General features: G+C 65.0%; 24 protein-coding genes. 19 read left to right on the top strand and 5 right to left on the bottom strand.

What is annotated here, in order from left to right; all coding sequences use genetic code 11:
• Positions 1–11: 11 nt before the first annotated feature.
• The 9 genes from GGD63_RS32390 to GGD63_RS32350 all read left to right on the top strand — a co-directional run bounded on the left by GGD63_RS32390 (position 12) and on the right by GGD63_RS32350 (position 10,708).
• A complete protein-coding gene (locus tag GGD63_RS32390; protein ID WP_183248238.1) occupies positions 12–2,042 on the top strand; it encodes an ATP-binding protein in 2,031 nt (676 codons plus the stop codon).
• The gene (locus GGD63_RS32385) at positions 2,012–3,760 is read left to right on the top strand and encodes a DUF3369 domain-containing protein (protein ID WP_183248135.1); all 1,749 of its coding nucleotides are present in this window, start codon (positions 2,012–2,014) and stop codon (positions 3,758–3,760) included. Before GGD63_RS32390 ends, GGD63_RS32385 begins: the two co-directional genes overlap by 31 nt.
• A 5-nt stretch (positions 3,761–3,765) precedes the next feature.
• Entirely contained in the window at positions 3,766–4,503 is a 738-nt protein-coding gene (locus GGD63_RS32380) for a response regulator (RefSeq protein WP_183248133.1), read from the top strand.
• A 491-nt stretch (positions 4,504–4,994) separates the two neighbouring features.
• On the top strand, positions 4,995–5,606 hold the full coding sequence (locus GGD63_RS32375) for a sigma-70 family RNA polymerase sigma factor (protein ID WP_080133591.1): 612 nt from the start codon (positions 4,995–4,997) through the stop codon (positions 5,604–5,606).
• A 552-nt stretch (positions 5,607–6,158) separates the two neighbouring features.
• A complete protein-coding gene (locus GGD63_RS32370; protein ID WP_183248131.1) occupies positions 6,159–6,857 on the top strand; it encodes a cytochrome c biogenesis CcdA family protein in 699 nt (232 codons plus the stop codon).
• Between the two features lie 31 nt (positions 6,858–6,888).
• On the top strand, positions 6,889–7,452 hold the full coding sequence (locus tag GGD63_RS32365) for a thioredoxin family protein (protein ID WP_183248129.1): 564 nt from the start codon (positions 6,889–6,891) through the stop codon (positions 7,450–7,452).
• Positions 7,453–7,568: 116 nt separating this feature from the next.
• The gene (locus tag GGD63_RS32360) at positions 7,569–8,543 is read left to right on the top strand and encodes a hypothetical protein (RefSeq protein ID WP_183248120.1); all 975 of its coding nucleotides are present in this window, start codon (positions 7,569–7,571) and stop codon (positions 8,541–8,543) included.
• A gap of 446 nt (positions 8,544–8,989) precedes the next feature.
• Positions 8,990–9,583: a L,D-transpeptidase gene (locus tag GGD63_RS32355; protein ID WP_183248118.1), complete on the top strand. Its 594-nt coding sequence runs from the start codon at positions 8,990–8,992 to the stop codon at positions 9,581–9,583.
• 87 nt (positions 9,584–9,670) lie between these two features.
• Positions 9,671–10,708, top strand: coding sequence for an amino acid ABC transporter substrate-binding protein (locus GGD63_RS32350; protein WP_183248116.1), 1,038 nt, complete (start codon positions 9,671–9,673; stop codon positions 10,706–10,708).
• 371 nt (positions 10,709–11,079) lie between these two features.
• On the opposite strand, the gene GGD63_RS32345 is transcribed toward GGD63_RS32350, so the two are convergent.
• The gene (locus GGD63_RS32345; protein WP_183248114.1) at positions 11,080–12,219 is read right to left on the bottom strand and encodes an acyl-CoA dehydrogenase family protein; all 1,140 of its coding nucleotides are present in this window, start codon (positions 12,217–12,219) and stop codon (positions 11,080–11,082) included.
• Between the two features lie 154 nt (positions 12,220–12,373).
• The gene (locus GGD63_RS32340) at positions 12,374–13,588 is read right to left on the bottom strand and encodes an acyl-CoA dehydrogenase family protein (RefSeq protein WP_183248113.1); all 1,215 of its coding nucleotides are present in this window, start codon (positions 13,586–13,588) and stop codon (positions 12,374–12,376) included.
• 138 nt (positions 13,589–13,726) lie between these two features.
• Here GGD63_RS32340 and GGD63_RS32335 point away from each other — a divergent pair, with 138 nt between their 5' ends.
• Together GGD63_RS32335 and GGD63_RS32330 are read left to right on the top strand one after the other, a co-directional pair.
• Complete coding sequence (locus tag GGD63_RS32335) at positions 13,727–14,272, top strand: carboxymuconolactone decarboxylase family protein (protein ID WP_183248111.1); 546 nt, start codon at positions 13,727–13,729, stop codon at positions 14,270–14,272.
• A 90-nt stretch (positions 14,273–14,362) separates the two neighbouring features.
• Positions 14,363–14,857: a VOC family protein gene (locus tag GGD63_RS32330; RefSeq protein ID WP_183248109.1), complete on the top strand. Its 495-nt coding sequence runs from the start codon at positions 14,363–14,365 to the stop codon at positions 14,855–14,857.
• A 223-nt stretch (positions 14,858–15,080) separates the two neighbouring features.
• Here the strand turns inward: GGD63_RS32330 and GGD63_RS32325 are convergent, their stop codons facing one another.
• Entirely contained in the window at positions 15,081–16,319 is a 1,239-nt protein-coding gene (locus tag GGD63_RS32325) for an MFS transporter (protein WP_183248107.1), read from the bottom strand.
• A gap of 141 nt (positions 16,320–16,460) precedes the next feature.
• Positions 16,461–17,708: an MFS transporter gene (locus GGD63_RS32320; RefSeq protein WP_183248105.1), complete on the bottom strand. Its 1,248-nt coding sequence runs from the start codon at positions 17,706–17,708 to the stop codon at positions 16,461–16,463.
• Positions 17,709–17,915: 207 nt separating this feature from the next.
• Here GGD63_RS32320 and GGD63_RS32315 point away from each other — a divergent pair, with 207 nt between their 5' ends.
• Positions 17,916–19,985, top strand: coding sequence for a prolyl oligopeptidase family protein (locus GGD63_RS32315; RefSeq protein ID WP_183248103.1), 2,070 nt, complete (start codon positions 17,916–17,918; stop codon positions 19,983–19,985).
• A 220-nt stretch (positions 19,986–20,205) separates the two neighbouring features.
• Here the strand turns inward: GGD63_RS32315 and GGD63_RS32310 are convergent, their stop codons facing one another.
• The gene (locus tag GGD63_RS32310; RefSeq protein WP_183248101.1) at positions 20,206–20,877 is read right to left on the bottom strand and encodes a DUF938 domain-containing protein; all 672 of its coding nucleotides are present in this window, start codon (positions 20,875–20,877) and stop codon (positions 20,206–20,208) included.
• Positions 20,878–21,148: 271 nt separating this feature from the next.
• Between GGD63_RS32310 and soxX the strand changes: the two genes are divergently transcribed.
• The 7 genes from soxX (at position 21,149) to GGD63_RS32275 (ending at position 25,779) form a co-directional block, all read left to right on the top strand.
• A complete protein-coding gene (gene soxX / locus GGD63_RS32305; RefSeq protein ID WP_183248236.1) occupies positions 21,149–21,502 on the top strand; it encodes a sulfur oxidation c-type cytochrome SoxX in 354 nt (117 codons plus the stop codon).
• Positions 21,503–21,527: 25 nt separating this feature from the next.
• Entirely contained in the window at positions 21,528–22,019 is a 492-nt protein-coding gene (soxY, locus tag GGD63_RS32300) for a thiosulfate oxidation carrier protein SoxY (RefSeq protein WP_183248099.1), read from the top strand.
• A 15-nt stretch (positions 22,020–22,034) separates the two neighbouring features.
• The gene (gene soxZ, locus GGD63_RS32295; protein WP_183248097.1) at positions 22,035–22,346 is read left to right on the top strand and encodes a thiosulfate oxidation carrier complex protein SoxZ; all 312 of its coding nucleotides are present in this window, start codon (positions 22,035–22,037) and stop codon (positions 22,344–22,346) included.
• A complete protein-coding gene (gene soxA / locus GGD63_RS32290) occupies positions 22,346–23,209 on the top strand; it encodes a sulfur oxidation c-type cytochrome SoxA (RefSeq protein ID WP_183248095.1) in 864 nt (287 codons plus the stop codon). Before soxZ ends, soxA begins: the two co-directional genes overlap by 1 nt.
• Positions 23,206–23,511 carry a hypothetical protein gene (locus GGD63_RS32285; RefSeq protein ID WP_183248093.1) on the top strand — a complete coding sequence of 102 codons (306 nt, stop codon included), beginning with the start codon at positions 23,206–23,208 and terminating at the stop codon, positions 23,509–23,511. Before soxA ends, GGD63_RS32285 begins: the two co-directional genes overlap by 4 nt.
• 61 nt (positions 23,512–23,572) lie before the next feature.
• Positions 23,573–25,318: a thiosulfohydrolase SoxB gene (gene soxB / locus GGD63_RS32280; protein ID WP_183248091.1), complete on the top strand. Its 1,746-nt coding sequence runs from the start codon at positions 23,573–23,575 to the stop codon at positions 25,316–25,318.
• A 2-nt stretch (positions 25,319–25,320) separates the two neighbouring features.
• Positions 25,321–25,779, top strand: coding sequence for a hypothetical protein (locus tag GGD63_RS32275; RefSeq protein WP_183248089.1), 459 nt, complete (start codon positions 25,321–25,323; stop codon positions 25,777–25,779).
• The last annotated feature ends 204 nt before the right edge of the window (positions 25,780–25,983 follow it).

Here is a 25,983-nt window from a genome sequence, read left to right as displayed (position 1 = left end):
CGCCCGGCCCGATCGGGCGGCTGCGCGCGCGACTCGTCGGCGCGCTCCGGGCCGTGCCGATCCGCTGGCGCATCCTGTCGATCGCAGGCCTGAACTCCGCCGTCGTGGTGGTGCTGGTGGCGCTGATCTGGAACGGCTCGCAGGTGCTGGGCTCGGCCTGGGACGACGTGCGCCAGGTGCGCGAGTCCGACCGCATCCTGGCGCTGCTCGAGAGCGAGACCGGGCGGCTGCATAATCTGATCCACCGCTACATCAACCAGCCAAGCCCGGACCTGTTCGCCGAGATCCTCTTGCTGCGCGAGGCAGTGCTGGGCACGCTGAGCAACCGCGCCGCCAAGGACCCGATGCTGTCGGGCTCGGTCGAGGAGCTGGAGCGCACCACCGAGCGCTTCCTCAACGGCTTTGGCGAACTGCGCAGCGTGCAGGCGACGATCGCCAAGACCTACGAGGAGCAGGTGCAGGGCCCGGCCAGGGATATGGCGGGCCTCTATTCCATCATCGAGGGCGCCACCGGCCATCGCGACGCGCTGATCTGGCCATCGCTCGGAAAATCCCGCGAGGCCTTCACCGCGATGCTGGTCGCGGCCAATTCCTACTATCTGTCGCAGTCATCGGGCGCCGCCGACGATGCGCGCCGCCACACCGAGACGATCGAGAAGACCATTCCGGTCATGATCGATCTCGCCGACAACGATCTCCAGAAGATGGCGCTGCAACGGCTCGCGGCCCGCACCGCGTCCTTACGCGAGGGTTTTGCAAAGCTCTCGGAGCAACTGACGAGCCGCACCGAGCTCTTGCGCAACAGCATCGACGCCAGTCAGGCCGAGGCGATCGGCGCCATCGACGATCTCTCCACCAAGATGCGCCAGCGCGAGCAGAAGGCGCAGGAGACCTTCGACCGCACGCTGGCCGATATCTCCCGCCGCGTGCTTTCCATTGCGGTGATCTTCCTCGGCATCATCCTCACCGCGGGCGTCTTGATCGCGCTGTCGATCCGCCTGCCGCTGCAGCAGATCATGACCGCGATGCGCGTGATCACGCTCGGCAACCTCGACCGCGAGGTGCAGGGCACCAAGGCACGCGACGAGGTCGGCGCCATGGCGCGCGCGGTGGAAGTGTTCCGCGAGAACGCCATCGCCAAGCGGCAGACCGAGGACGAGCTGCGCGCCGCGAAGGAGAAGGCCGAGAGCGCGCTGCTCGAGCTCAATACCGCACAGCAGAATCTGATCGATGCCGAGCGGCTGGCCGCGCTCGGCGGTCTCGTCGCCGGCGTTGCCCACGAGGTCAACAACCCCATCGGCATCAGCCTCACCGTTGCCTCCAGCTTTGCCCGGCGCACCGAGATCTTCGAGGCCCAGCTCAAGGGCGACGGGGGCTTGCGCCGCTCGCAGCTGGAGGAGTTCGTGCAGTCCTCGCGCGACGCCTCGCAGCAGCTCGTCGGCAACCTCACCCGCGCCGGCGAGCTGATCCAGTCGTTCAAGCAGGTCGCGGTCGACCGCTCGCACGCCGAGCGGCGGCAGTTCTCGCTCAGCGAAGCCACCGACCAGATCATCGCAAGTCTCAGGCCCGTGCTGAAGCGCTCGCCGATCACGCTCGGGGTCGACGTGCCCGAGGGACTGCTGCTGGACGGCTATCCCGGCTCCTACGGCCAGATCCTGACCAACCTGTTCCTCAACGCCGCCAACCATGCCTTCGCCGACGGGCGCGCCGGCACCATCACGATCTCGGCGCGGCCGCGCGGGGCCGACGACATCGAGATCATCTTCACCGACGACGGGGCCGGCATGACCCCGGACGTGCAGCGCCAGGCCTTTGACCCATTCTTTACCACCCGGCGCAATGAAGGTGGCACGGGACTCGGGCTGCATATCGTCTATAACCTTGTCACCCAGCAGCTCGGCGGGCGGATGATGCTGGAATCCAAGCTGGGACAAGGCACCACTTTTCGCATTATCATGCCCCGGGTCGCCAAGGGCGGCGCGCAAAGCACAGAGACTGACGGGACTTCTCAATGGCCGAACAGGACGATGTCCTCCACCTGATCGACGACACCGGTACCGCGTCGGAGGACCAGAACGCACGGAAGTGGAAGATCGCCGTCATCGACGACGATCCGGCCGTACATGACGGCACCCGTTTCGCGCTGTCCGACTACAGCCTCAACGGCCAGAGCCTGGAGATCCTCTCCGCGTATTCCGCGGCGGAAGGCCGCAAGCTGATGGCCGCGCACAGCGACATCGCCGCGGTGCTGCTCGACGTCATCATGGAGACTGATGTGGCCGGCCTCGAGCTGGTCGAGTTCATCCGCAACGAGATCAAGAACGAGACCGTGCGCATCATCCTGCGCACCGGCCAGCCCGGCCAGGCGCCCGAGCGGCGCGTGATCGTGCAGTACGACATCAACGACTACAAGGCCAAGACCGAGCTCACCGCCGACAAGCTGTTCACCTCACTGACCGCGGCGCTGCGCTCCTATCAGCAGCTCGAGCGCATGGTGCAGACGCGGCGCGGGCTCGAGATCATCATCGATGCTGCGTCCACGCTGTACGACTTCAAGTCGATGCAGCGCCTCGCCGAGGGCGTGCTGACCCAGCTCGCCTCGCTGCTCAACGTCGACTGCGCCGGCATACTGGTCCTGCGCGACAATGGCGGCGTCGACCCCGAGCTTTCGGTGCTCGCCGGCAGCGGCTGCTACAGCCGCTTCATCGGCACCACGTCGTCGAAGGCGCTCGACCCCGAGCTGCGCGAGATGGTCGAAGCCGCGTTCCAGCGCCGCAAGAACGAGTTCGCCGACCATCGCAGCGTGATTTACTTGCGCACCGGAAGCGGCCGCGAGGTGGTGGTGCTGCTGCAGGCCGAGCGCGAGCTGTCCGAGACCGACCGCTCGCTGGTCGAGATCTTCTCCTCCAGGCTCTCGATCGCGTTCGACAACGTCATCCTCTACCAGCAGCTGCAGGACGCCAACACCCAGCTGGAAGACCGCGTCGCCCAGCGCACCCGCGCGCTGATGCAGGCCAACCGCCGGCTGTCGGCGCAATGGCTGCGGCTGCAGCGGGCCAACGGCTTCAAGAACGAGATTTTGGGCACGGTCGCACACGATCTGAAGAATCCGCTCGGCGTCATCCTCGGGCGCACCGAGATGCTGAAGGAGCTGATCTCGACCGGCGCCTCGGCAAGCGGCGTGGTCGCCCAGGTCGATCACATCCGCGACGCCACCAAGCGCCTGACCACGATGGTCGACCATCTGATCTCGGACGCGATGGCGGATGCCTTCGACATCACCATCCGCCGCGAGCCGGTCGACGTCGCGGCGCTGGTCAAGGAGGTCGCCGAGGCCAACCAGCCGCTCGCCGTCAACAAGCAGCAGGCGATCAGCGTCACCGCGCCGCCCAACATCGTCACCATGTGCGACACCGACCGCATCCGCGAGGCGATCGACAATCTCATCAGCAACGCCATCAAGTACTCGCCGATCGGCGGCAGGATCGGCGTCGCCGTCATCCACGAGGGCAGCGACACCATCGTCCGCGTCAGCGACGAGGGCGCCGGCCTGTCGCCGGAGGATCTCGGCCGCCTGTTCGGCCGGTTCCAGCGGCTGTCCGCCAAACCGACCGCCGGCGAGAGCTCGACGGGGCTTGGGTTATCCATCGTGAAGCGTATCATCGACATGCACGGCGGCGAGGTGACCGCCGACAGCGACGGCCCCGGCAAGGGCTCGACCTTCACCATCGTCCTCCCTGCGACCGAGATGCCGATCTAGAGACCATGACCCAAAGCCAGCACATCATGATCGTCGACGACGAAGCTCCAGCCCGGGAGATGGTCGGCGATTACCTCAAGATGCACGGCTTCACCGTGACGCTGTGCGACGGCGGCAAGAGCTTGCGCGCCGCGATCGAGGGCGGCGTGCCCGATCTCGTCGTGCTCGACCTCAACATGCCCGAGGAAGACGGGCTCTCGATCATCCGCGACCTCAAGAGCCGCAACAACGTGCCCGTCATCATGCTGACGGCGACCGCGAGCCCGATCGACCGCGTCGTCGGCCTCGAGCTCGGCGCGGACGATTACGTGGCCAAACCCTGCGAGCTGCGCGAGCTGATGGCGCGCATCCGCTCGGTGCTGCGGCGGAGCACGCCGGCAAAGGCCGCGGCGGCAGAGGCGGCGGCTGCGAAATCGGGCAAGGATCAGCTGGTGCGCTTCGGTACCAAATGGCTCGATCTCGAAGCCCAGGCACTGCGCGACGACGAGGGCAACGAGCATCCGCTGACCGCATCCGAGTTCGGGCTCTTGAAAGTGTTCGCGGCCAACCCGAAGCGCGTGCTCTCGCGCGAGCGTCTGCTGGAGCTCGCCAATGCGCGCGACGCCGAAGCCTTCGACCGCGCGGTCGACCTCCGCATCATGCGCATCCGCCGCAAGATCGAGCCCGATCCGGCAAAGCCCGCCGTGATTCGCACCATCCGCGGCGGCGGCTATCTGTTCTCGCCGGGGGGCGATAAGGCGTAAGGGCGGCACCGCCGCCTCCGCATCGTCATTGCGAGCGCAGCGAAGCAATCCAGAATCCCTCCGCGGAAAGACTCTGGATTGCTTCGCTGCGCTCGCAATGACGGAGCAAGTGGCATCGGCGCCACTCTCCATCAGGCATTTCAGGCCGCAGACCCCGCCCGCAAGATGCCCTTTGACTCGATCAAACGCCCTGAACCGCCGCTTCGCCCCCCGCGACCACGGCGCTGGGTGCCGCGCCACCAAACGCAATCCACCGAAATACGTTCCCGGCGCCTCCGCGCGGCCCCAGATCCCCACCCCCGTATTTTCCGTACATTGAAATTCCACGACTTTTTGCCCCGAATGTTTCGTCGCGCCCAAACTGACGAAACAATTTGGCAGCGCACGAAACCATTTTCCGCTTTTCGCGCAGACGTCCCGAAACGGTGGCTGATTAACACTTTGGTCCAAGGAAACGCCGCTCGGTTGCGGCGCTACGGGGAGCCAAGTCCATGCCGAACGTCATCGCCATCAACGCCCAGGCCAGCCAGAGCATCATCGCCGCTCAGGCGACTTCGGACGACATGCTCCTCGAGAGCATTGCCGACGGCAACCGGACCGCCATGCACATCCTCTATTGCCGGCACAATGTGCGGGTCTACCGTTTCATCCTGCGCATCGTGCGCGACGCCACCACGGCGGAAGACCTGGTCAGCCAGGTGTTCCTCGACGTGTGGCGCACCGCCGGCCAATTCCAGGGCCGTTCGCAGGTCTCGACCTGGCTGCTCTCGATCGCTCGCTTCAAGGCGCTGACCGCGATGCGCCAGCGCCGCTTCGAGGACATCGACCAGGAAGACGTGCGCCAGATTCCCGACGATTGCGACACGCCGGAGACCTCGCTCGACCGCAGCGACACCAGCGCCATCCTGCGCGCCTGCGTGGCAAAATTGTCGCCCGCGCACCGCGAGATCATCAACCTCATCTACTACCACGAGAAGTCGGTGGAGGAGGTCGGGCAGATCATCGGCATCCCCCAAAGCACGGTGAAGACGAGGATGTTCTATGCCCGCAAGCAACTGGCCGATTTGCTTAAGGGCGCCGGCGTCGACCGTTTCGCCGCGTAAGGACAATGATTTCAAGGGGATAGGACTGAACTTGCGACCCTCTCCCCGGACACGGAAGCGTTACCGCCCACGAAACAATTGAAACAAACGACAACATCAGGCGGAAAAACTTCCTCCCTATAAAGCTCCCATACGGTTTCGTTAAACCTCCCAAGACCTCCAGCGACCCGGACGATGCCCCCGTCCGGGTCGTTTTCTATTTGGCGTTAGGGGCCCCACTCTACTCATGTTTGGTGGCCGCGCCTGAGCTCGCCCGCAACGCATCCTTCGAGACGCCCGCCGATGGCGGGCCCTCAGGATGAGGGCGGAGTGCGCGGCAGCAATTTCAACGGGACCAACGCTGCCTAGCCTCATCCTGAGGAGACCGCTGGAAGCGGTCGTCTCGAAGGACGAGGCGCTTGCTCAGGCCGCCACCAACACGCCATCTGCGATAGCCCGACCTTGTGGGGAGGGAACGCACCGGCCTCGCGGCAAGTCACGAACGTGTGACGTCGCGTAACGCCTGACGCATTCGTTCCGAACTGCCCTCGTGACCTCCATCACGAGTGCGCCATGCTCGAACTGCTCTTCGCCGTCCTCGCCGGCATCCTCACCATCGCCGCGCCCTGCACGCTGCCGATGCTGCCGATCCTGCTTGGCGCCTCGATCGGGCGCGCGGGGCACTTGCGTCCCGCGATGATCGCGCTCGGCTTCGTCGTCTCCTTCTCCGCGGCCGCGCTGCTGCTCGGCGCGCTCACACATCTGTTCAATTTCGATCCAAACGTGCTGCGCGAGGCGGCGTCGATCCTGCTGCTCGGCTTCGGCCTGTTGATGCTGTGGCCGGCGCCGTTCGAGTGGCTGTCGATCCGGCTCAATGGCTGGCTCGACCTCGGCAGCTCGAGCGGCGTGCAACGCGAGGGCGCGCTTGGCGGGCTCGTGCTCGGCACCACGCTGGGCCTGGTCTGGACGCCCTGCGCAGGGCCCGTGCTCGGCTCGATCCTGACGCTGGTGGCGACCTCGAAGAACCTGGCCTGGGCCGGCACGCTGCTGGTCGCCTACGCCATTGGTGCGGCGATCCCGATGCTCGCGATCGCCTATGGCGGACAGGCCGCAACCACGCGCGTGCGCAGCCTCGCGCGCATCTCACCGCGGCTCCAGCAGGGCTTTGGCGTCGTCGTGATCGCCTTCGCCGTCGCCGCCTATTTCCAATACGACACGCTGATCGTGGCGTGGCTCACCGGATTCTATCCCACCGGCCAGATCGGCCTGTGATCATCCCAAAACTTCACCGGAGGACGCTTCCATGACTCTCAAACTGCTCGCAATGTCTGCTGCACTGATCGGCATCACTGTCACCGGCGCCGTCATCCCCGGCATCTGCGACGAGGCTGCGCGCGCCACGCCGATCACCGTCGCCGCCGCAAGCCAGCAGACCGCGCCTGATTTCACCGGCATCACCAACTGGTTCAACTCGAAGCCGCTCAGCCTTTCCGACCTGCGCGGCAAGGTCGTGCTGGTCGACTTCTGGACCTATGGCTGCGTCAACTGCGTCAACACGCTGCCGCACGTCACCGACCTCTATGCGAAGTACAAGGACCGGGGTCTCGTCGTGGTCGGCGTGCACACGCCGGAATTCCCGTTCGAGCGCTCGGCCTCGAACGTGCAGGCCGCGCTGAAGCGGCACGGCATCACCTATCCGGTGGCGCAGGACAATGATTCCAGGACCTGGAACGCCTACAGCAACCAGTATTGGCCGGCGCAATACATCATCGACCAGACCGGCAAGATCGTGTTCCAGCACGCCGGCGAAGGCCGCTACGACGAGATCGACCGCACGGTGGCCAAGCTGCTGAACGTGAGCAGCTAGTACCTGGCTATAGTACCTGGCGAGCACCACGCGGCTGGTTTCGCCTAACACCCTTGTTGCTTGACTCCACGGACCCGTCCGTGGAGTTTCGCGGGCGACGCAATCAGCCGCCCGCAATGGACGACGCGACCACTAGCACCGACATCCGCCTTCGTGAAGGTTCCTCGATCGCACAGCGGCTGGTCGTGGCCGGCTCCGCGGCCGCCGTTGCGCTCTGCTTCACGCCGGGCCTGTTCACGCACGACACCCTGGAGATCGTCATCTCGGTGGTGGCGCTGCTGGTGGGAGCCGGGTTCGTCGTCGGCATCATGATGGCGCCGGCGGTGGTGTGGATCATCACGCCTGATGAGATCCTGATCGGCCATCAGCGGCCGTTCGGGAAACTGCAGACGCGGATCGTCGCGAAGGACGAGATCAGCGGACTGCAAGTTCCCGGCAGCAAGAGGGTGAAGGCCCGCTTTCAACTCGTCTTCACGCTTGTCTCGGGCGAGCGCCTGACGTCGCCACCGATCTCCGACGTCACGCATGTTCACGACACCGTGGCGCGGGTCGCCAAGCAGTTCGACGTTCCCAATGTCGAGGCCCCCAGCAATCCGCTCGATGCCAGCAACTCCGAGATGCATCTCGGCGAGCCTCTCGAGGCGTTTTCCGCGCGGGACATCCGCATCGTCGCGTTGATCGCCGTGGCGTTGTCCGCCGTGCCCTACGCCTACAAGCTCTGGCGCGGATGGCCGCCCAGCCATGTCGATATCCTGCTGCTGCCGCTGGGCGCGCTCGCGGCGTTCGCGGTCTACAGATACGCCAACCTCGCGACCGGCGCGTTCTGGGTCATCCGGCAGGGCGATATCCGCGTCGAGCGGCTGTGGGGCGACGGCACGCCGCGCACGGACAGCATCAGGGGACACGAGGTGAAGACGATCACCGTCGACCGCCGCGGCCGGTCGGAGGACGAGCACTGCATCGTCACGATCCGCCTTCGCTCGGGAAAGCGGTTTCGCAGCCCCCGAGTCGGTTCGCGGATCGAGGCCCGCGCGGTGGGCACCGAGATCGTGCGGCGGCTCGGGATCGCGCCGGAGAGCAACAAGATCTAGCTCTCCCGCTTGCAGCGCTGCGGGCGCACTTGAAAGAGAGCTGACAACGTCGCCTGCGGCCATCCTTCGAGACGCCCGCCTGCGGCGGGCCCTCAGGATGAGGACGGAGGGCGCGGCGCCAATTTCGACGGGCACCGATGCGTCTTAGCCTCATCCTGAGGCGCGCGCCGTTGCGCGCGTCTCGAAGGATCGGGCGCGCTCAGGCCGCCGCCAGGAGTCCTGCGCGATCGCCCTCCCCGCAGGCGGGGGAGGGAGCCCACTACCACCGCGGTACCGATCTAAGCTTTTCGCGCCATCCCCCGTTTGTGGCATTGCGAAGGGCCCGTCAAAAAACCAAAGCATTCTCGTGACATATCAGCCGCGCGCGCCATCAACTTGCCATGAACATGCCCCTGAGATTTGATGGCTTTGAATGATTTGCGCTGTGGCAGCGGGGAGAGCTTGAAATGACGGACTATCGTCGCCTGACGGGGGCGTTGATCACGGCCCTGAGCTTGGTTCTGACCACCTCATACGCCTCCGCCCAGCAGCCGGACCGCGGCGACGAGCCGGGCCTGATCGCCGACGATGCCTACGAGCTTGATCCGGAATGGCAGAAGCAGGTCGTGTACTTCCGCACCACGGAAGCGCCGGGCACGATCATCGTCTCGACCGCCGAACGGCACCTCTATCTGGTCCAGCCCGGCGGGCGCGCGATCCGCTACGGTATCGGCGTCGGCCGCGACGGTTTTCAATGGCAGGGGCTGGTGACCATCACCAACAAGAAGGAGTGGCCGGACTGGACGCCTCCGGCGGAGATGATCCAGCGCCAGCCCTATCTGCCGCGCTTCATGGCCGGCGGCCCCGGCAACCCGCTGGGGGCCCGCGCGATGTATCTGGGCACTACCGTCTACCGCATCCACGGCACCAACCGGCCCGACACGATCGGCACCAAGGTGTCCTCGGGCTGCTTCCGTCTCGTCAACAACGACGTCGCCGATCTCTACGATCGCGTCCCTGTCGGGACCAAAGTCGTCATCCGTCAGAAGCCCGAACTCTAAGGGCTATGGTTCGAGCATGATCGCACCGATCATGCTCTGCCCCCTCCTCCAAACTCCTTTTCCCGATTTTTTCGAGAGAGAGACATCATGCGCAGTTTTCGAGGCGGCCTGCTGATCGGGCTCGCGGTCGCCGTGCTGGTCGGCGTTCTCGCCGTCATCTACGAGTTCTACGACACCCGCACGCTGAAGCGCACGGTTCGCCGCGGCGAAGTGCTGTGCGGCGTCAACAAGGGCCTGCCGGGCTTCTCGATCCCCGACGACAAGGGCAACTGGACCGGCTTCGACGTCGATTTCTGCCGCGCTGTAGCGGCTGCGATCTTCAACGACCCGAGCAAGGCGAAGTTCGTTCCGCTGGACGCCAGCGAGCGCTTCAAGGAATTGCAGAGCCGGAAGGTCGACATCCTCTCCCGCAACTCGACCTGGAGCATGGCGCGCGAGCTCGACTACGATCTCTATTTCCCGGCAGTCGCCTATTACGACGGCGCAGGCTTCATGCTGCCGCGCGCGCGCAACAAGGAGACCTCGCTGGACCTGACCGGCAGCAAGGTCTGCGTGCAGGCCGGCACCACGACGCTGCTCAACGTCTCCGACTACTTCCGCGCCAACAACATGAAGTACGAAGAGGTGAAGTTCGACAAGCTCGACGACGTGGTGAAGGCCTACGACACCGGCAAGTGCGACACGCTCTCCGCCGACGTCTCGCAGCTCTATGCGCTCAGACTGAACCTGTCGAAGCCCGGCGATCACATGATACTGCCGGACATGATCTCCAAGGAGCCGCTCGCCCCCGTCGTGCGCCAGCGCGACGACGACTGGATGATGATCGTGAAGTGGACGCTCTACGCCATGATCAACGCCGAAGAGCTCGGCGTCTCCTCGGAGAACATCGACGAGGCCCTGAAGTCGAAGAAGCCGGAAGTGATGCGCCTCGTCGGCACCGAGGGCAATTACGGCGAGCAGCTGGGCCTCACCAAGGACTGGGTCGTACGCATCATCCGCCAAGTCGGCAATTACGGCGAGATGTACGAGCGCAACATCGGCGAGAAGTCCAAGCTGAAGATCCCGCGCGGCATGAACCAGCTGTGGAATGCCGGCGGCGTGCAGTACGCGCCGCCGATGAGGTAACAGGTCTCTCCGCCGTCATTGCGAGCGAAGCGAAGCAATCCAGAGTCTTTCCGCGGTGAACAGACTGGATTGCTTCGTCGCAAGAGCTCCTCGCAATGACGAGCTTGGGGCAGGCGGTTTCGACTCACTCGATGCCGTAGCCCGCATGAGCGAAGCGATATGCGGGACCACCGCCCGCGGTATTCCCGGATGTCGCTTCGCTCATCCGGGCTACGATCTCTCCACACTCTCCACTGTCATCGCCCGCTTGACCGGGCGATCCAGTATTCCGAGACGTCAGTCGTATACGGAGGGGCCGCGGCGTACTGGATCGCCCGCCTTCGCGGGCGATGACACCGTGTGTGAGGCGTGCGACTCCCTTCAGCCCGAGGTCAATACCCCCGCGCCCGCGCCAGCTGCTCGGTGTGGTAGTTGGCGTCGCCGAACAGCTCCTCGCACACCCTTGCGCGCTTCATGAAGAAGCCGATGTCGAACTGGTCGGTCATACCCATGCCGCCATGCATCTGCACGCCTTCCTGCACCGCGCGCGTGGCGGTGGTGCCGGCGCGGGCTTTCGCCACGGCCACGGCTGAGGCCGCCTTGACGACGTCGGCATCCAGCGCCTGCAGAGCCTTCATCACCGCGGCGCGCGTGATCTCGATGTCGACATAGAGCTCGGCGGCGCGGTGCTGCAGCGCCTGGAATTCGCCGATCAGCTTGCCGAACTGCTTTCTGCTCTTGAGATACTCGACGGTGCGGCCAAACACCTCGTCGCTGAGGCCGACCATCTCGGCAGCCACGGCGCCGCCGCCGATATCGAGCACACCATCGAGCAGGCTTGCTGCCTGATCGACCTCGCCGAGCACGCTGTCGGCGGTAACCTCGACATTTGCGAATTCGATCCGCGCCGCATTGTGCGCATCGACCATGATGGTGCGCTCGATCGCAACGCCCTTGGCCTTGGGGTTCACCAGGAACAGGGTCAAGCCGTCACGCTCGCCGGCCGAGCCCGCGGTGCGCGCGGCGACGATGAAGAGGTCGGCGACGTGGCCGTCGACCACCAGTGCCTTGGCACCGGAAAGCTTGAAGCCGTTGCCGGCGCGTAAGGCCTGCAGGCTGGTCTGCAGCGGGCGATGTTTTGCGCCCTCGTCGATCGCGAGCGTCGCAAGCAGCGAGCCGCTCGCGATCTTCGGCAGATATTCCGACTTCTGCGCGGCATTGCCGCCACGGTTCAGCGCCGAGGCCGCGACCACGCTGGTGGCGAGGAACGGCGACGGCATCAAGGTGCGGCCGATCTCCTCCATGACGACGCCGGCCTCGACATAGCCGAGGCCGCTGCCGCCGAACTCTTCCGGCACCAAGAGGCCGGCAAAGCCCATCTCGGCGAAGGACTGCCAAAACTCCTTGGAGAAGCCGGTGGGATCCTTGGAGTCGCGCAGATGGCGCAGGTGCGACACCGGCGCCTTGTCGCTGATCAGCCCGCGCGCGCTGTCGCGGAGCATCGATTGTTCTTCGGTGAGGACGAGGGCCATGTGTGTCTTTCCGATTCGAAATCTATCTTGGTTCGTCATTCCGGGATGACCCGAAGGGTCAGGCCCGGAATCCATCAGGCGGCATTTCCGCGGTGAGATGGATTCCGGGCTCGCGCTACGCGCGCCCCGGAATGACGGGTGGTGAGTGCGTGGCTCACGCTCCCGGCAGATCCAGGATGCGCTTGGCGACGATGCCGAGCATCACCTCGGACGTGCCGCCCTCGATCGAATTGGCCTTGGTGCGCAGCCAGGCGCGCGGGCGCGCTCCTTGCTTCGAGCGCTCGCTCTCCCATTCCAGCGCATCGACGCCGCCGGCCGACATCAGGATCTCGTAGCGGCGCTTGTTGAGCTCGGTGCCGTAATATTTCATCGCCGACGAGAACGCCGGATGCGCCTGCCCCGCCTTGGCGAGATCGACCGCACGCTCGGCGCAGGCCGCAAGCGCGGCCTCGTCCACGTCGAAGCTTGCGATCTGACCGCGCAGCATCGCATCATCGAGCCGCCCCAGCGCATCGGAGCCGACGGAATCTGCCGCGATCTGGCCGAGCGGACGGCCGACGCCGCGTTCGCCCATGCCTGAGATCATCGCGCGCTCGTGCTGCAGCAGATACTTTGCGACGTCCCAGCCGCGGTTGACGGTGCCGACCACATGCGACTTCGGCACGCGCACGCCGTCGAAGAAGGTCTCGCAGAACGGCGAGTAGCCGGAGATCAGCAGGATCGGCTTGGTCGAGACGCCCTTCGATGTCATGTCGAACAGGATGAAGCTGATGCCGTCGTGCTTCTTGGCGGCGGGATCGGTGCGGACGAGGCAGAAGATCCAGTCGGCGTAATTGGCGTAGGACGTCCAGATCTTCTGGCCGGTGATGACGAAATCGTCACCGTCGCTCTCGGCGCGGGTCTGCAGCGAAGCGAGATCGGAGCCGGCGTTCGGCTCGGAATAGCCCTGGCACCAGCGGATCTCGCCCGCGGCGATCTTCGGCAGGTGCTCCTTCTTCTGGGCGTCGTTGCCGTATTTCAAGAGCGCGGGCCCGAGCATCCAGATGCCGAAGCTCGACAGCGGCGGACGCGCGCCGATCTTCGCCATCTCCGCGCGCAGCACCTTGTGCTCGGCGGCGCTGAGGCCCCCGCCGCCATACTCCTTCGGCCAATCCGGCACGGTCCAGCCCTTGTCGCGCATGCGCTCGAACCAGATGCGCTGCGGCTCGGAGGAGAATTTTGCGTTGCGCCCGCCCCAGAACACGTCGGCATCCGACGTTGCGGGCTTGCGCATCTCCAGCGGGCAGTTGGCTTCCAGCCAGGCGCGTGTCTCGTTGCGGAATGTTTCGAGATCGGCGGTTTCAAGATCGCTGGTTCTAGAGTCAGTCATTGGTCGTTTCCATCAATCAAAATCGACTTGTTGGCGGCGACTCTGGGCCAAGCTCCTGCGGAATTCAACCACTTCCGCGAGCCGCATTCGGTTATAGTCGCTGTCACGACGGTGCTTGAAGACAAAGAGGAAACGACAATGCGCCTGAAACTTCTTTCGCCTGGCGAAATGAACGAGAGCCAGCGGCAGACCTATGACGAGTCGATTGCCGGCAAGCGCGGCAAGCCGCCGGCGCCGATGATGGCCTGGCTGAGCAGCCCGGAGATGGCGCGCCATGCGACGCGGCTCGGCGAGGTGCTGCGCTTCGACACGATATTTCCCGCAAAGCTCTCGGAGATCGCGATCCTGGTGACGGCGCGGCACTGGACCGCGCATTACGAATGGTATGCGCACAAGCGCCTGGCGCTCGCCGGCGGCATGAAGCCTGAGATCATCGACGCGATCCGCGACCGGCGTACACCTGAGTTCGACGATCCCAAGGGGAAGATGATCTACGACGTCGCGAAGTCGCTGCATGAGGGACACGGCGTCGAGAAGGGGCTCTATGAGGAGGCGGTGAAGCTGCTCAGCGAACGCGGCGTCGTCGAGGTGATCGGGCTGTGCGGCTATTACACGCTGGTGTCGATGACGCTGAACACGTTCGAGTTCGGCCTGCCCGAGGGCGAGGTGTCGGAGCTGACTTAGTTTCCCGTTCGGAAACGATGGGTTTCGGGATCGGCCCATAGCGCTGTCCCGGCGCCCACCCCATGTGGACGTTTTCAACGGAGCATTCCCATGTCGCAAAGCCAAGCCGTCGCCGCCGGCACCAGGATCGGCCACGTCCACCTCAAGGTCGCCGATCTCGATCGCGCGCTCGGCTTCTATTGCGGCGTGCTCGGCTTCGAGCTGATGCAGCGGATGGGCTCGGGCGCGGCCTTCATCTCGGCCGGCGGCTATCATCACCACATCGGGCTCAACACCTGGGAGAGCAAGGGCGGCTCACCACCACCACCGGGCACGACCGGGCTGTTCCACACCGCGATCCTCTATCCGACGCGGCCCGCGCTGGCGGATGCGCTGCACCGGGTGCTCTCGGCCGGCATTGCGCTGGACGGCGCGAGCGATCACGGCGTGAGCGAGGCGCTGTACTTACGCGATCCCGATGAGAACGGCGTGGAGCTGTATTGGGACAAGCCGCGCGAACAATGGCCGTTCGGGCCGGACGGCAAGCTGGCGATGTTCACGAAGCGGCTGGATGTTGAGGCGCTGCTGAGGCAGCGGGAGGAGTGAGCTCCGCTCTCTCCCCGTCATTGCGAGCGCAGCGAAGCAATCCAGAATCTTTCCGCGGAGGCAGTCTGGATTGCTTCGCTGCGCTCGCAATGACGGAGTATGTTGAGGCGCCGTCGCGATAGCGTCAGGCGGGATGCCGTGGGCAAAGCGTAGCGTGCCCACCAAATCTCGCGAGGCACGCCGAAAAATCTGGTGGGCACGGCGCTTTGCGCCTTTGCCCACCCTACGAGAGCTTCGCCTGCGGCTTCCCCCGCACCATGATCAACACTGCCGCCATCACCTCCAGCGCGATGCAGAGATAGAACGGCAGCGTGTAGCCGCCGGACCAATCGCGCAAGGCCCCGACGACGCCGGGGCCGAACGCGTAGGTCACCTGGTTGATCGCGGTGTTGAGGCTGATCAGCACGCCAAACGAGGCACTGTCGAACTCCTGCTGCACGATCAGCGACGGCAGCGTGATGAGATTGCCGACCGAGAAGCCGAACACGGCGCAGGCAGCGATCAGCACATAGTCGTTGTGCAGGTTGATGACGACCAGAAGCGCGGCAGCCTGACTGAGGAACGAGATCGCGGAGGCCAGCCGCTGGTTGAGGCGGTCGATCACCAGCGAGAACAGCACGCGGCCGACCACCGCCATCGCGGTCAACACCGCGACCGCCACCGCGGCGCGCTCGCGACCGATCACGGGATCGAGGAACGAGATCAGGTGCACGATGAAGCCGACCTGGGCGAACAGCACCAGCGAGAATGCGATCGTCACCGTGAGGAAGCCGACGTCGCGCAGCGCCCAGGCGCGGATCTCTGTCGACGATTGCGGTTTTGCCTTCGCCGCCGCATGCCAGCCGTGAAGATCGGGCGGGCGGCCGACGAGAAGCAGGATCACCGGCACGAGCAGCACCAGCATGGCACCGGCGGCGGCGTACATCGCACTGGCGAAACCGACCTGGCCGATCAGCGTCACCAGCAGCGGCACGCCGACGATGCCGCCGAAGCTCGCGCCATTTAGCGCGAGGCTGATCGCCATACCGCGCCTCTGATCGAACCACAGGCTGATCGTGTTGGTGATCATGGCGAGACTGGTGCCGGCCCAGCCGAAGGCGAGCACGGCGTCGGCGAGATAGAGCTGCCAGGGCTCGCGCACCGCGCCGATCGCGACCGCAGCAGTCGCCATCGCCAGCGTGCCGGCGATCAGGCTGAGGCGCGGACCATACTTTCGCACGGCTTCGCCGACGAAGACGACCAGCAGCGCACCGAACAGGTAGAAGAACGTCGTGCCGGAGGAGATCAGCGAGGCCGGCCAGCCCCGCGCGCGCTGCAGTTCGGCGACATAGACGCTCTGGCCGTAGAAGCCGAGCCCCCAGCCGAAGGTCGCGAGCAGGAAGCAGACCGCGACGATGCGCCAGCCTTCGTAGCGGAGCGAGGATTCTTCGTTTGCGACCGTATGGCGGGGATTGTCGAGCATTCGCGCTTTCCTTGGTTCCCCCGCGAGCGCCGTGTGCGTCACGCCCGTCTGTTGATGACGGGCATCATGTAACAACGCCAGCCTCGAAAATCACTTCGAGCTGGATCGAAGCATCAATGCTGCTGACAGCCTCCCGCCAATTCAGATCCCGTCCGGGAACTCGCCCATGGCCGCCTCGAGCCGAGCCTTGCGACGGCGGGCCCAGGAGACCAGGGACAGCACGGCAAGGCCGAGCACGACCGGCGGATACACCACCATGTTCACCGCGGACCAGCCGTAATTGGCGAGCAGCTGGCCCGAAGAGAACGAGCCGATCGCCATCATGCCGAACACCAGGAAATCATTGAAGGCCTGTACCTTGTTGCGCTCCTGCGGGCGGTGCGTCTCCAGCACCAGCGCGGAGGCGCCGATGAAGGAGAAATTCCAGCCGACGCCGAGCACCATCAGCGTGGCCCAGAAGTGCATCGCCGTGAGGCCGGACAGACCGATGGTGGCGGCGCCGGCTTCCAGCAGCAATCCGGCGGCGACGATCTTCGGGGCGCCGAAGCGGGCGATCAGCGTGCCCGTGAAGAAGCTCGGCCCATACATGGCGACGATGTGCCATTGCAGGCCGAAATTGGAATCCGACACGGACAGGCCGCACAGCTTCATGGCAAGCGGCGCCGAGGTCATCACCAGGTTCATCATGGGATAGGCGATGACGCCGCACAGCGCCGCTGCGATGAAGCGCGGCTGGGTCACGATGGTGAGCAGCGGCCGGCCGCCATGCAGATCGGCCGGCGCGGGCCTCGGCATGTCGACGCCGGCGACGATGCCCATCGCGACCAGCGCGACTGCGGCCTGCACCAGGAAGCTGAAGGCAAACAGATAAGGCTGCCAGACATCCATGGTCCATTGCACGAGCTGCGGACCGAGCACGCCTGCGAACACGCCGCCGGCCATCACCCAGGACACCGCCTTGGGCCGGTAGGCTGCGCTGGCGCCATCGGCGGCGGCGAAACGATAGGACTGCGCCACCGCGCCGTAGAGGCCGCCGAGGAAGGTCGCCAGACAAAACAGCGCGAACGAGCCGTGCAGGATCGCGAACGAGCCGAGCAAGCCGGTGAGCGTACCGAGACCCGTGCCGGTGATGAAGGCCGCGCGGCGGCCGAAGCGGCGCGAGATCGCGCCGGTCGGCAGCGTGCCGGCAGCGAGCCCCACCACATACATCGAGATCGGCACGGTCGCGAACGACATATCCGGCGCGAGCGTGGCACCGACGATCGCTCCGGTGGCGAAAATGACAGCCGAATTGGCGCCGGTCAGCGCCTGCGCGGCGGCAAGGCGCACCACATTGGCACGCACGCGGGCATCGTCGGCGATCTCATTGACAGCAGTTACGTCCAGCATCGGCACTTCCGCCCCAAGGGGCTTTTTAGGCTTTCAAGGGGCCTGTTGATTCCCGGCACTATGGAGGGGCGCGGAAGGACGGACAACCGGCGCAAACGGACGCAGGCCATGCCTCTGACGCAATTGCTGCGATGATAGCGGAGCGCGCCCTTGACGGCTTGCGCTCGATCAAATCCTATCCGCCGCCATTTCTTGGGAGTTTCGTTCATGTCCGTCGACGACCGGCCCACGCTCAGCGCTCCCGACGACGATCCCTGGCTGTGGCTGGAGGAGATCGAGGGCAGGCAGGCGCTCGATTTCGTGGAGCGGCAGAACAGCCTGACGCTCCAGGCGTTCGGCGGGGCAGTGTTCGAACGCGACCGCGACATTCTCGCTGGAATCTACGATCGTCCCGACAACATTCCCTATATCAGCCGCCGCGGCACCGACCTGCATAATCTCTGGAAAGACGCCGCCAACCCGCGCGGCCTGTGGCGGCGGACCACACTCGCGGAGTTTCGCAAACCCGATCCGGCGTGGGAGACCATGCTGGACATCGACCAGCTCGCGGCAAAGGAAGGCGAGGACTGGCTGCTGAGCCAGATCGCCACGATGCCGGGCAGCTCGCGCACCATTCTGAGCCTGTCACGCGGCGGCAGCGACGCCGTCACCCTGCGCGAGTTCGACCTCGACACCAGGAGCTTCGTTGCGGACGGCTTTACGCTGCCGGAGGCCAAGGGCGGCGTCGACTGGCTCGATGCCGACACGCTGCTGCTGTCGAGCGCCCATGGCGAGGGCATGGCGACGAGCTCGGGCTATGCGCGAACGGTTCGCCTGTGGCGGCGCGGCCAGCCTGTCGACCACGCAGAGGCGATCATCGAGACCACCGCCGATCACATGATGATCTACGGCATGAGCGACGACACCGGATCTGAGCCGCGGGTCTGGATCGTCGACCAGATCGACTTCTTCAATCACGCCATCTGGCTGCGCGATGCGGCCGGCACGACGACGAAGCTCGACCTTCCGACCGGCATCTGGATGCAGGCGCATGGCGACTGGTTCGCGATGAAGCTGCGCAAGGACTGGCAGGTCGAAGGCCGGACCTATGCCACCGACACCGTGCTCGGCATGTCGCTCTCCGCCTTCCTCGCCGGCAGCCGCGATTTTGCGGTCTTGTTCGAGCCAGCGCCGCGGCGCGCGCTGCAAGGCCTGTTCTGGGCCGCAGGAAAGCTGGTGCTGTCGATCCTCGACGAGCTCAAACCGCAATTCGAGATCTGTACGCCATCCGCCACCGGCTGGAGCCGCGAGACGCTTTCCGGCCTGCCGCAGATCGGCGTCGTCGACGTCTGGCCGCTCGATCGCCATCCGTCCGAAAGCAATGGCGACCTGCTCGCCAATGTGCAGGACCCGCTCACGCCGCCTTCGCTGCTGCTGATCGAGCGCGGCGTCGCAAGCCCGACCGTGCTGAAGCAGGCGCCGAAGACGTTCACCGCCAACGGCCTCGTGGTGACGCAGCACGAGGCGATCTCTGTTGACGGCGAGCGCATTCCCTATGTGCAGACCGGCCCCGCAAAGGAGACCGGCGATGCGCCGGTCTATATGAGCGCCTATGGCGGCTTCGGAGCTTCGGTGAAGCCGTATTACAATCCCTCGCTCGGCAAGCTCTGGCTGGAGCGCGGCGGCACCACGGTGCAGGCGAATTTGCGCGGCGGCGGCGAGTTCGGCACGCGCTGGCACGATGCCGGCCGGCTTGCCGGCAAGAAGCTCTCGCACGACGATTTCGCGGCCGTCGCCGCCGACCTCGTCCGCCGCGGCGTGACGAGCGCCAAGCGCATCGCCGCACAAGGCGGATCGAACGGCGGCATCCTCATCACCAACATGCTGGTGCGCTATCCCGAACGTTTCGGCGCGCTGTTCTGCACCATCCCGCTGATCGACATGCGCCGCTACACAAAGCTGCTCGCGGGCGCGAGCTGGATCGCGGAATATGGCGATCCTGACAAGGTGGAAGAGTGGGAGTGGCTGAAGACCTACTCCGCCTATCACAACGTGAAAGCCGGTCAGGCCTATCCGCCGATCCTGATCGCGACGACGCGGCGCGACGACCGCGTCCACCCCGGCCACGCCCGCAAGATGGCGGCAAAGCTCCAGGCGATGGGCTATGAGGCCTGGTTCTACGAGCCGCCCGCAGGTGGCCATGGCTACGGCAAGGACAACAAGGAGCGCGCCGGTTTTGAGGTGCTCGGCTTCCGCTTCTTGAAGGACAAGATCGGCTGGAAGGACGGCGAGGCGTAGCAGCGCCTGAGCGCGCGCCTCGTCCTTCGAGACGGCCGCTTCGCGGCCCCTCAGGATGAGGCTAAACGGCAGCGGCGTCCGCCGGAACGGGTGCCACGCGCTCCGCCCTCATCCTGAGGGCCCGCAAAAAGCGGGCGTCTCGAAGGATGCGTAGCGGGCAACCACTCTCAGAATGCGATTGCCCTGCGCAGGCGGAGAGGGAGCGCACCACCGTCTTGGCTTAGCGCGCAAACACCAGCGTCAGATTGTTCGCGGGCATCTCGATCGTGTCGACGAGGCCGAGGCCGACCGCCTTCGCCAGCTTCTCGACATCGACGACGTCGCGGACGCCCCAGTCGGGATTGCCTTCGCGCAACGACGTGTCGAACACGGCATTGCTGAGCGCGGTGTGCTTGCCGTCGCGCTTGAACGGGCCATAGAGGAACAGCTTGCCATCGGCGCGCAGATATCGCCCGGCGCCGGCGAACAGGCCTTCGGCCACGGTCCACGGCGCGATGTGGATGACATTGGCGCAGAACACGGCGGCAAGGCTGGTCGGCCCCTGCCCGCTTTTCATCTCCGGGCACCAGTCGGGATCGGTGAGATCGATCCGCAACGGCGAGCGGATGTTTGGCAGGCCCGAATGGACGCGCCAGGCCTCGATGCTCTTCACGTGCCGCTGGTTGAGATCGCTCGGCCACCAGATCAGGCCGGGGGTATGCCGGGCGAAATAAACCACGTGCTGGCCGGTTCCGCTACCGACCTCGACCACGTTGCCGGTCAGCCCAGCCAGATGCTTCTCCAGCGCCGCCCAGATCGGCTCGTGATTGCGATGGAAGGCCGGCGCATCGAGCCGCCCGTCAGGCTCGACCCGTCCGCCGTCCCTGCCAAATTCGACGACATATTCCGCCAAGTGAGGTCCCCTTGAAAAAACGAGAACGCGATGAAAACAGGATGAGCGTCCAAACGCCCTGGAAACAGGCGGCCCGTGCCCATTGCCCTTAACTCTTGGGACTCTTGGGGCCAAATCGACCGAACAGATAATCTCTTCAGTTGCAATGCGGAAGATATTAACTCCATTTTGCCGCGTGCATAGTCTTGATTGTCAGGGGCAGCCCTTTGTGCTTTTGAACGCTGCTATTTCCGCGATCGAGACCATCGCCATAACGCCTCGGAATGACGCCTTGACCGCCCTTTTCCGGACGCCCGCCCTGTTCCTCCTGCTGGCCATCGCCGCCGGCCTCGCCAGCCCGGCACGGGCACAATCCACTGTCGCCGAGGGCCAGAAGCTCGCCTTCGACCGCGGCAAGGGCAATTGCCTGACCTGCCATGTGATCAAAGGCGGCGATCTGCCGGGAACGATCGGACCGGAACTGAAGGACATCAAGTCAAAATACCCTGATCGCAACGAGCTGGTGGCGATCATCTTCGACGAGACCAAGCGCAATCCCCAGACCATGATGCCGCCGTTCGGCCGGAACCGGATTTTGACCGAACAGGAGATCAGCGCGATCGTTGATTTCCTTCAGACTCTGTAACGGGCGGCCGCCCAGGAGATTTGAGATGACCACGACGACCGGCCCTCATCCGACGCGGCGCCTGATTCTTCAGGGCGCGGCCTCCGTCGCGCTGCTCGGCCTCGGCAATCTGCCGTTCGGTGCCATTTCTGCGCTCGCGGCGGCGAACGACAAATATCCCGACGAGGCGTTCAAGCTGAAGAACGAGGCCGACGCGATCAAGGCGCTTTACGGCAAGACCGTCGAGCCGTCCGACAAGGTCAAGCTGGATGCACCGGAGATCGCCGAGAATGGCGGCGTGGTGCCGATCTCGGTGACGACGACGCTCGACAAGGTGACCTCGATCTCGTTCTTCGTCGCCGAGAACCCGTTCGCGCTGGCCGCGTCCTACAAAATTCCTGACGGTACGTTGCCGAGCATCGCCAACCGGCTGAAGATGGCCAAGACCACCAATGTGACCGCGATCGTGGAAGCCGACGGCAAGCTCTACAGCGCGACCAAAGAGGTCAAGGTCACCGTCGGCGGTTGCGGCGGTTAAGCGAGGCAGTTCGACATGGCATCCAGCATTCGCGTGCGCGCAACATCCAACGGCGACATCACCGAGGTGCAGGCGCTGATCCAGCACCCCATGGATACCGGCCTCGTCAAGGATTCCAAGGGCGAAGTGATCCCCGCGCACTTCATCCAGCAGCTGAAGTTCGAATGTAACGGCAAGGACGTGTTCATCGCCGATTGGGGCACCGCGGTCTCCAAGGACCCCTATGTCAAGTTCAGCTTCAAGGGCGCCAAGAAGGGCGACGAGCTCAAGATCTCCTGGACCGACAACAAGGGTGGCTCCGACACGACCACCGCGAAGATCGCGTGATGAAGGCCCGCATCCACCTCCTGCTTGGCTCGCTCAGCGCCGCGCTGATCGCGTTCACCCTGACCTCTCCGCGCGTGATCGCGGCCGACAAGGTCGATCCTGTTACTGACGCCAAGGCGTTCCAGAACTTCTTCTTCCAGAAATTCCCGAACGTGAAGCACGAGGATTTCGTCAACGGTCCTTATTCCATGAACGAGGACATGAAGCGGCAGTGGCAGGAGAAGGAGGAATTCCCGCCTTACGAGTTCGCGCTCGATGCCGGCAAGGAGATGTTTGCGACCCCGTTCAAGAACGGCAAGACCTACGCCGACTGTTTCCCGAACGGCGGCATCGGCATCCGCCAGAACTATCCTTACTTTGACACGAAGGAAGGCAAGGTCGTCACGCTGGAGCTCGCGCTCAACCGCTGCCGCGAGGCCAATGGCGAAGCGCCCTATTCCTACGTCAAGGACGAGATGGCTTCGCTGACCGCCTATATGGCCTACACCTCGCGCGGCAAGCCGATGGACATCAAGATCCCCGATGATCCGCGCGCGCTCGCGGCGTTCGAGAACGGCAAGCGCTATTTCTACACGCGACGCGGCCAGATGAACTTCTCCTGCGCGAGCTGCCATGTGCAGAGCCCGGGCGAGCGCATCCGCGCCGAGATCCTGGCGCCGGCGCTCGGCATTCTGAACGCGATGCCGATCTACCGCTCCGAATGGAGCGGCATGGGCACGACCAGCCGCCGCTTCGTCACCTGCAACAGCCAGACCCGCGCGGTTCCGCTGGAGCCGCAGGCGGATGAATATCGCGACGTCGAATATTTCCTCTCCTATGTCGCCAACGGCCTGCCGATCTCGGGCCCGGGAGCGCGGCCATGAAGCGGTCACTTCCCCTCGCCATGCTGCTCGCTCTCAGCCTTGCGCCATCCGCGCGCGCGGCCAATGAGGCGGACTACAAGGCGGCCTATGCCGCTGCCGAAGCCGCCTCCAAGGAGGCAGCCGGCATGCGCAACCAGTGGACCGTGACCGTGTCGGCGCTGGCGGCTGCGAAGAAAGCCGCCGACGGTGGCGATTTCGACCGCGCGCTGGCCGCAGCCAAGGAGGCCGAAGCGCTGGCGAAGGCGTCGATCTTCCAGGCGACGTCCGAAAAAGAAGCCTGGAAGGCGATGGAAATCCGCTAGACTGGACCTGTTGGAACTGTCGGACCGTCGTTGAAGGGGCGCGGAGAATTCGAGATTCGAGATGGCCATCCGCCGCCGCGATTTCCTGAAGGCCGCAGGCCTTGCCGCCGCATCGCTCAGCCTGCCCCGGCTTGCACGCGGCACCGACACCGCGAGCATCTACGAGCTGGAACGGTTCGGCAATGCGCGGATCCTGCACATCACCGACGCGCATGCGCAGCTCAATCCGGTCTATTTCCGCGAGCCGAGCGTCAATATCGGCATCGGCGAGATGGCGGGACGCCCGCCGCATCTGGTCGGACGCGCCTTTTTGGAGCGGTTCGGCATCCGGCCCGACAGTGCCGATGCCTATGCCTTCACCTGCTTCGAGTTCGAGAAGTCCGCCGGTCGCTTCGGCAAGCTCGGCGGCTTTGCCCATCTGAAGACCCTGGTCGACCGCCTGCGCGCCGATGTCGGCGAGAAAGATTCCGTGCTCGTCGACGGCGGCGATCTCTGGCAGGGCACCGGGCTCGCCAACGTCATGCAGGGCCGCGATATGGTCGAGGTCGCCAATCTGCTCGGCATCGAGGCGATGACCGGGCATTGGGAATTCACCTATGGCGAGCAGGTGCTGCGCGACAATCTCGAGCGCTTCAAGGGCGAGTTTCTGGCCCAGAACGTGTTCCTGACCGAGGAAGCCGCGTTCAACGACGCCCGCGCCTTCGATCCCGCAACCGGGCGCGTGTTCAAGCCCTCGTTCATCAAGGAGCTCGGCGGTCATCGCGTCGCGATCGTCGGCCAGGCCTTCCCCTACGTGCCGATCGCGCATCCCAAGCGCTTCACGCCGGACTGGACCTTCGGCATCCGCGAGGAGGAGCTGCAGAAGCATGTCGATGCATTGCGCGGCACCGACAAGGTCGATGCCGTCATCCTGCTGTCGCACAACGGCATGGATGTCGACCTCAAGCTCGCCAGCCGCGTCACCGGCATCGATGTCATCCTCGGCGGCCACACCCATGATGCCGTGCCGCAGCCTATCCCAGTGAAGAACGCGGGCGGCACCACGCTCGTCACCAATGCCGGCTCCAACGGCAAATTTTTGGGCGTGCTCGATCTCGCGCTCGACAAGGGCAAGGTCAGCGACGTCAGATATCGCCTGTTGCCGGTCTATTCGGAGCTCCTGAAGCCCGATCCGGCGATGGCCGAGCTGATCGGGCGGGTCCGTGCGCCGCATGTCGCCGACTGGTCGGAGAAGATCGCAACACCCGATCGCCTGCTCTATCGCCGCGGCAATTTCACCGGGCCCATGGACGAACTGATCTGCACCGCGCTGCGCACCGAGCTCGATGCCGAGATCGCGCTCTCGCCGGGCTTCCGCTGGGGCGTCACCGCGCTGTCGGGCCAGGCGCTGACCATGGAGGATCTGCTCGCGGAAACCGCGATCACCTATCCCGAGACCTATGTGCAGGAGATGACCGGCGCAGAGATCAAGAACGTGCTAGAGGACGTCTGCGACAATCTCTTCAACCCCGATCCCTACTACCAGCAGGGCGGCGACATGGTGCGCGCGGGCGGGCTCAGCTACACCTGCACGCCGGCGGATGCGATCGGCAGCCGCATCTCCGAGCTGACGCTCAATAACGGCAAGGCAATCAGCGCCAGCCATCGATACAAGGTCGCGGGCTGGGCCTCGGTCAACGGCCAGCAGGGCGCACCGGCGTGGGACGTCGTCGGAAGATATCTGCGGTCGGGCCGGATGCTCCAGGAGCGGCTCGGCACCGGCATCGCGCTGAAAGGCGTCGACGGCAACCCGGGCATTGCGGGATAGGGATGATGCGGTTGCAGGCGTTTCGCGCGATGCTGCTGGCGCTGCTCGCCTGGGCCACGATGCCACAGACGTTGGCGCAGCAGGTGCCGCTCCAGGACAAGCCGTTCGCCGAGCACAGGATCGTGCTGCAGCTCTCCGACGGCGATGCGAAGAAGCAGGCGCTGGTGCTGAGCGTCGCCAACAATTTGCTGAGGGCATACGACCCCGACAAGGTCGCGATCGAGGTGGTGGCCTTCGGTCCCGGCATCGACCTGCTGCTGTCAGGCAGCGAGCGCCGCAAGCAGGTCGAGAGCCTGATCGCCCAGGGCGTGCGCTTCGACATCTGCCTCAACACGATCGACACGCTCGAGCGCGAGACCGGCAAGCGGCCGGAGTTCATTTCGGGCGCGACACCTGTGCAGGTCGGAGTCGGGCAGATCCTGTTCCTGGCGGAGAATGGGTACACGGTGGTGCGGCCGTAGGGGCGCTGTCCCGAGTTGCGGCACTCCGCCGCGCCACACTCGGTGTCATTCCCCGCGCAGGCGGGGAATCCAGTACGCCGCGGCTTCTCTGTACACCTCGCTGTCTCTGGAATACTGGATCGCCCGCCTTCGCGGGCGATGACAGAGGGGGTGGGGCGCCCTCACCCGAAATAAAAATCTTCCAAATTTTACCTTCTACACAGT

This window comes from Bradyrhizobium sp. cir1 (genome assembly GCF_014198245.1).
In the GTDB taxonomy this organism is placed as follows: Bacteria; Pseudomonadota; Alphaproteobacteria; order Rhizobiales; family Xanthobacteraceae; genus Bradyrhizobium.
This window is presented reverse-complemented; position numbering and strand designations above follow the sequence as displayed.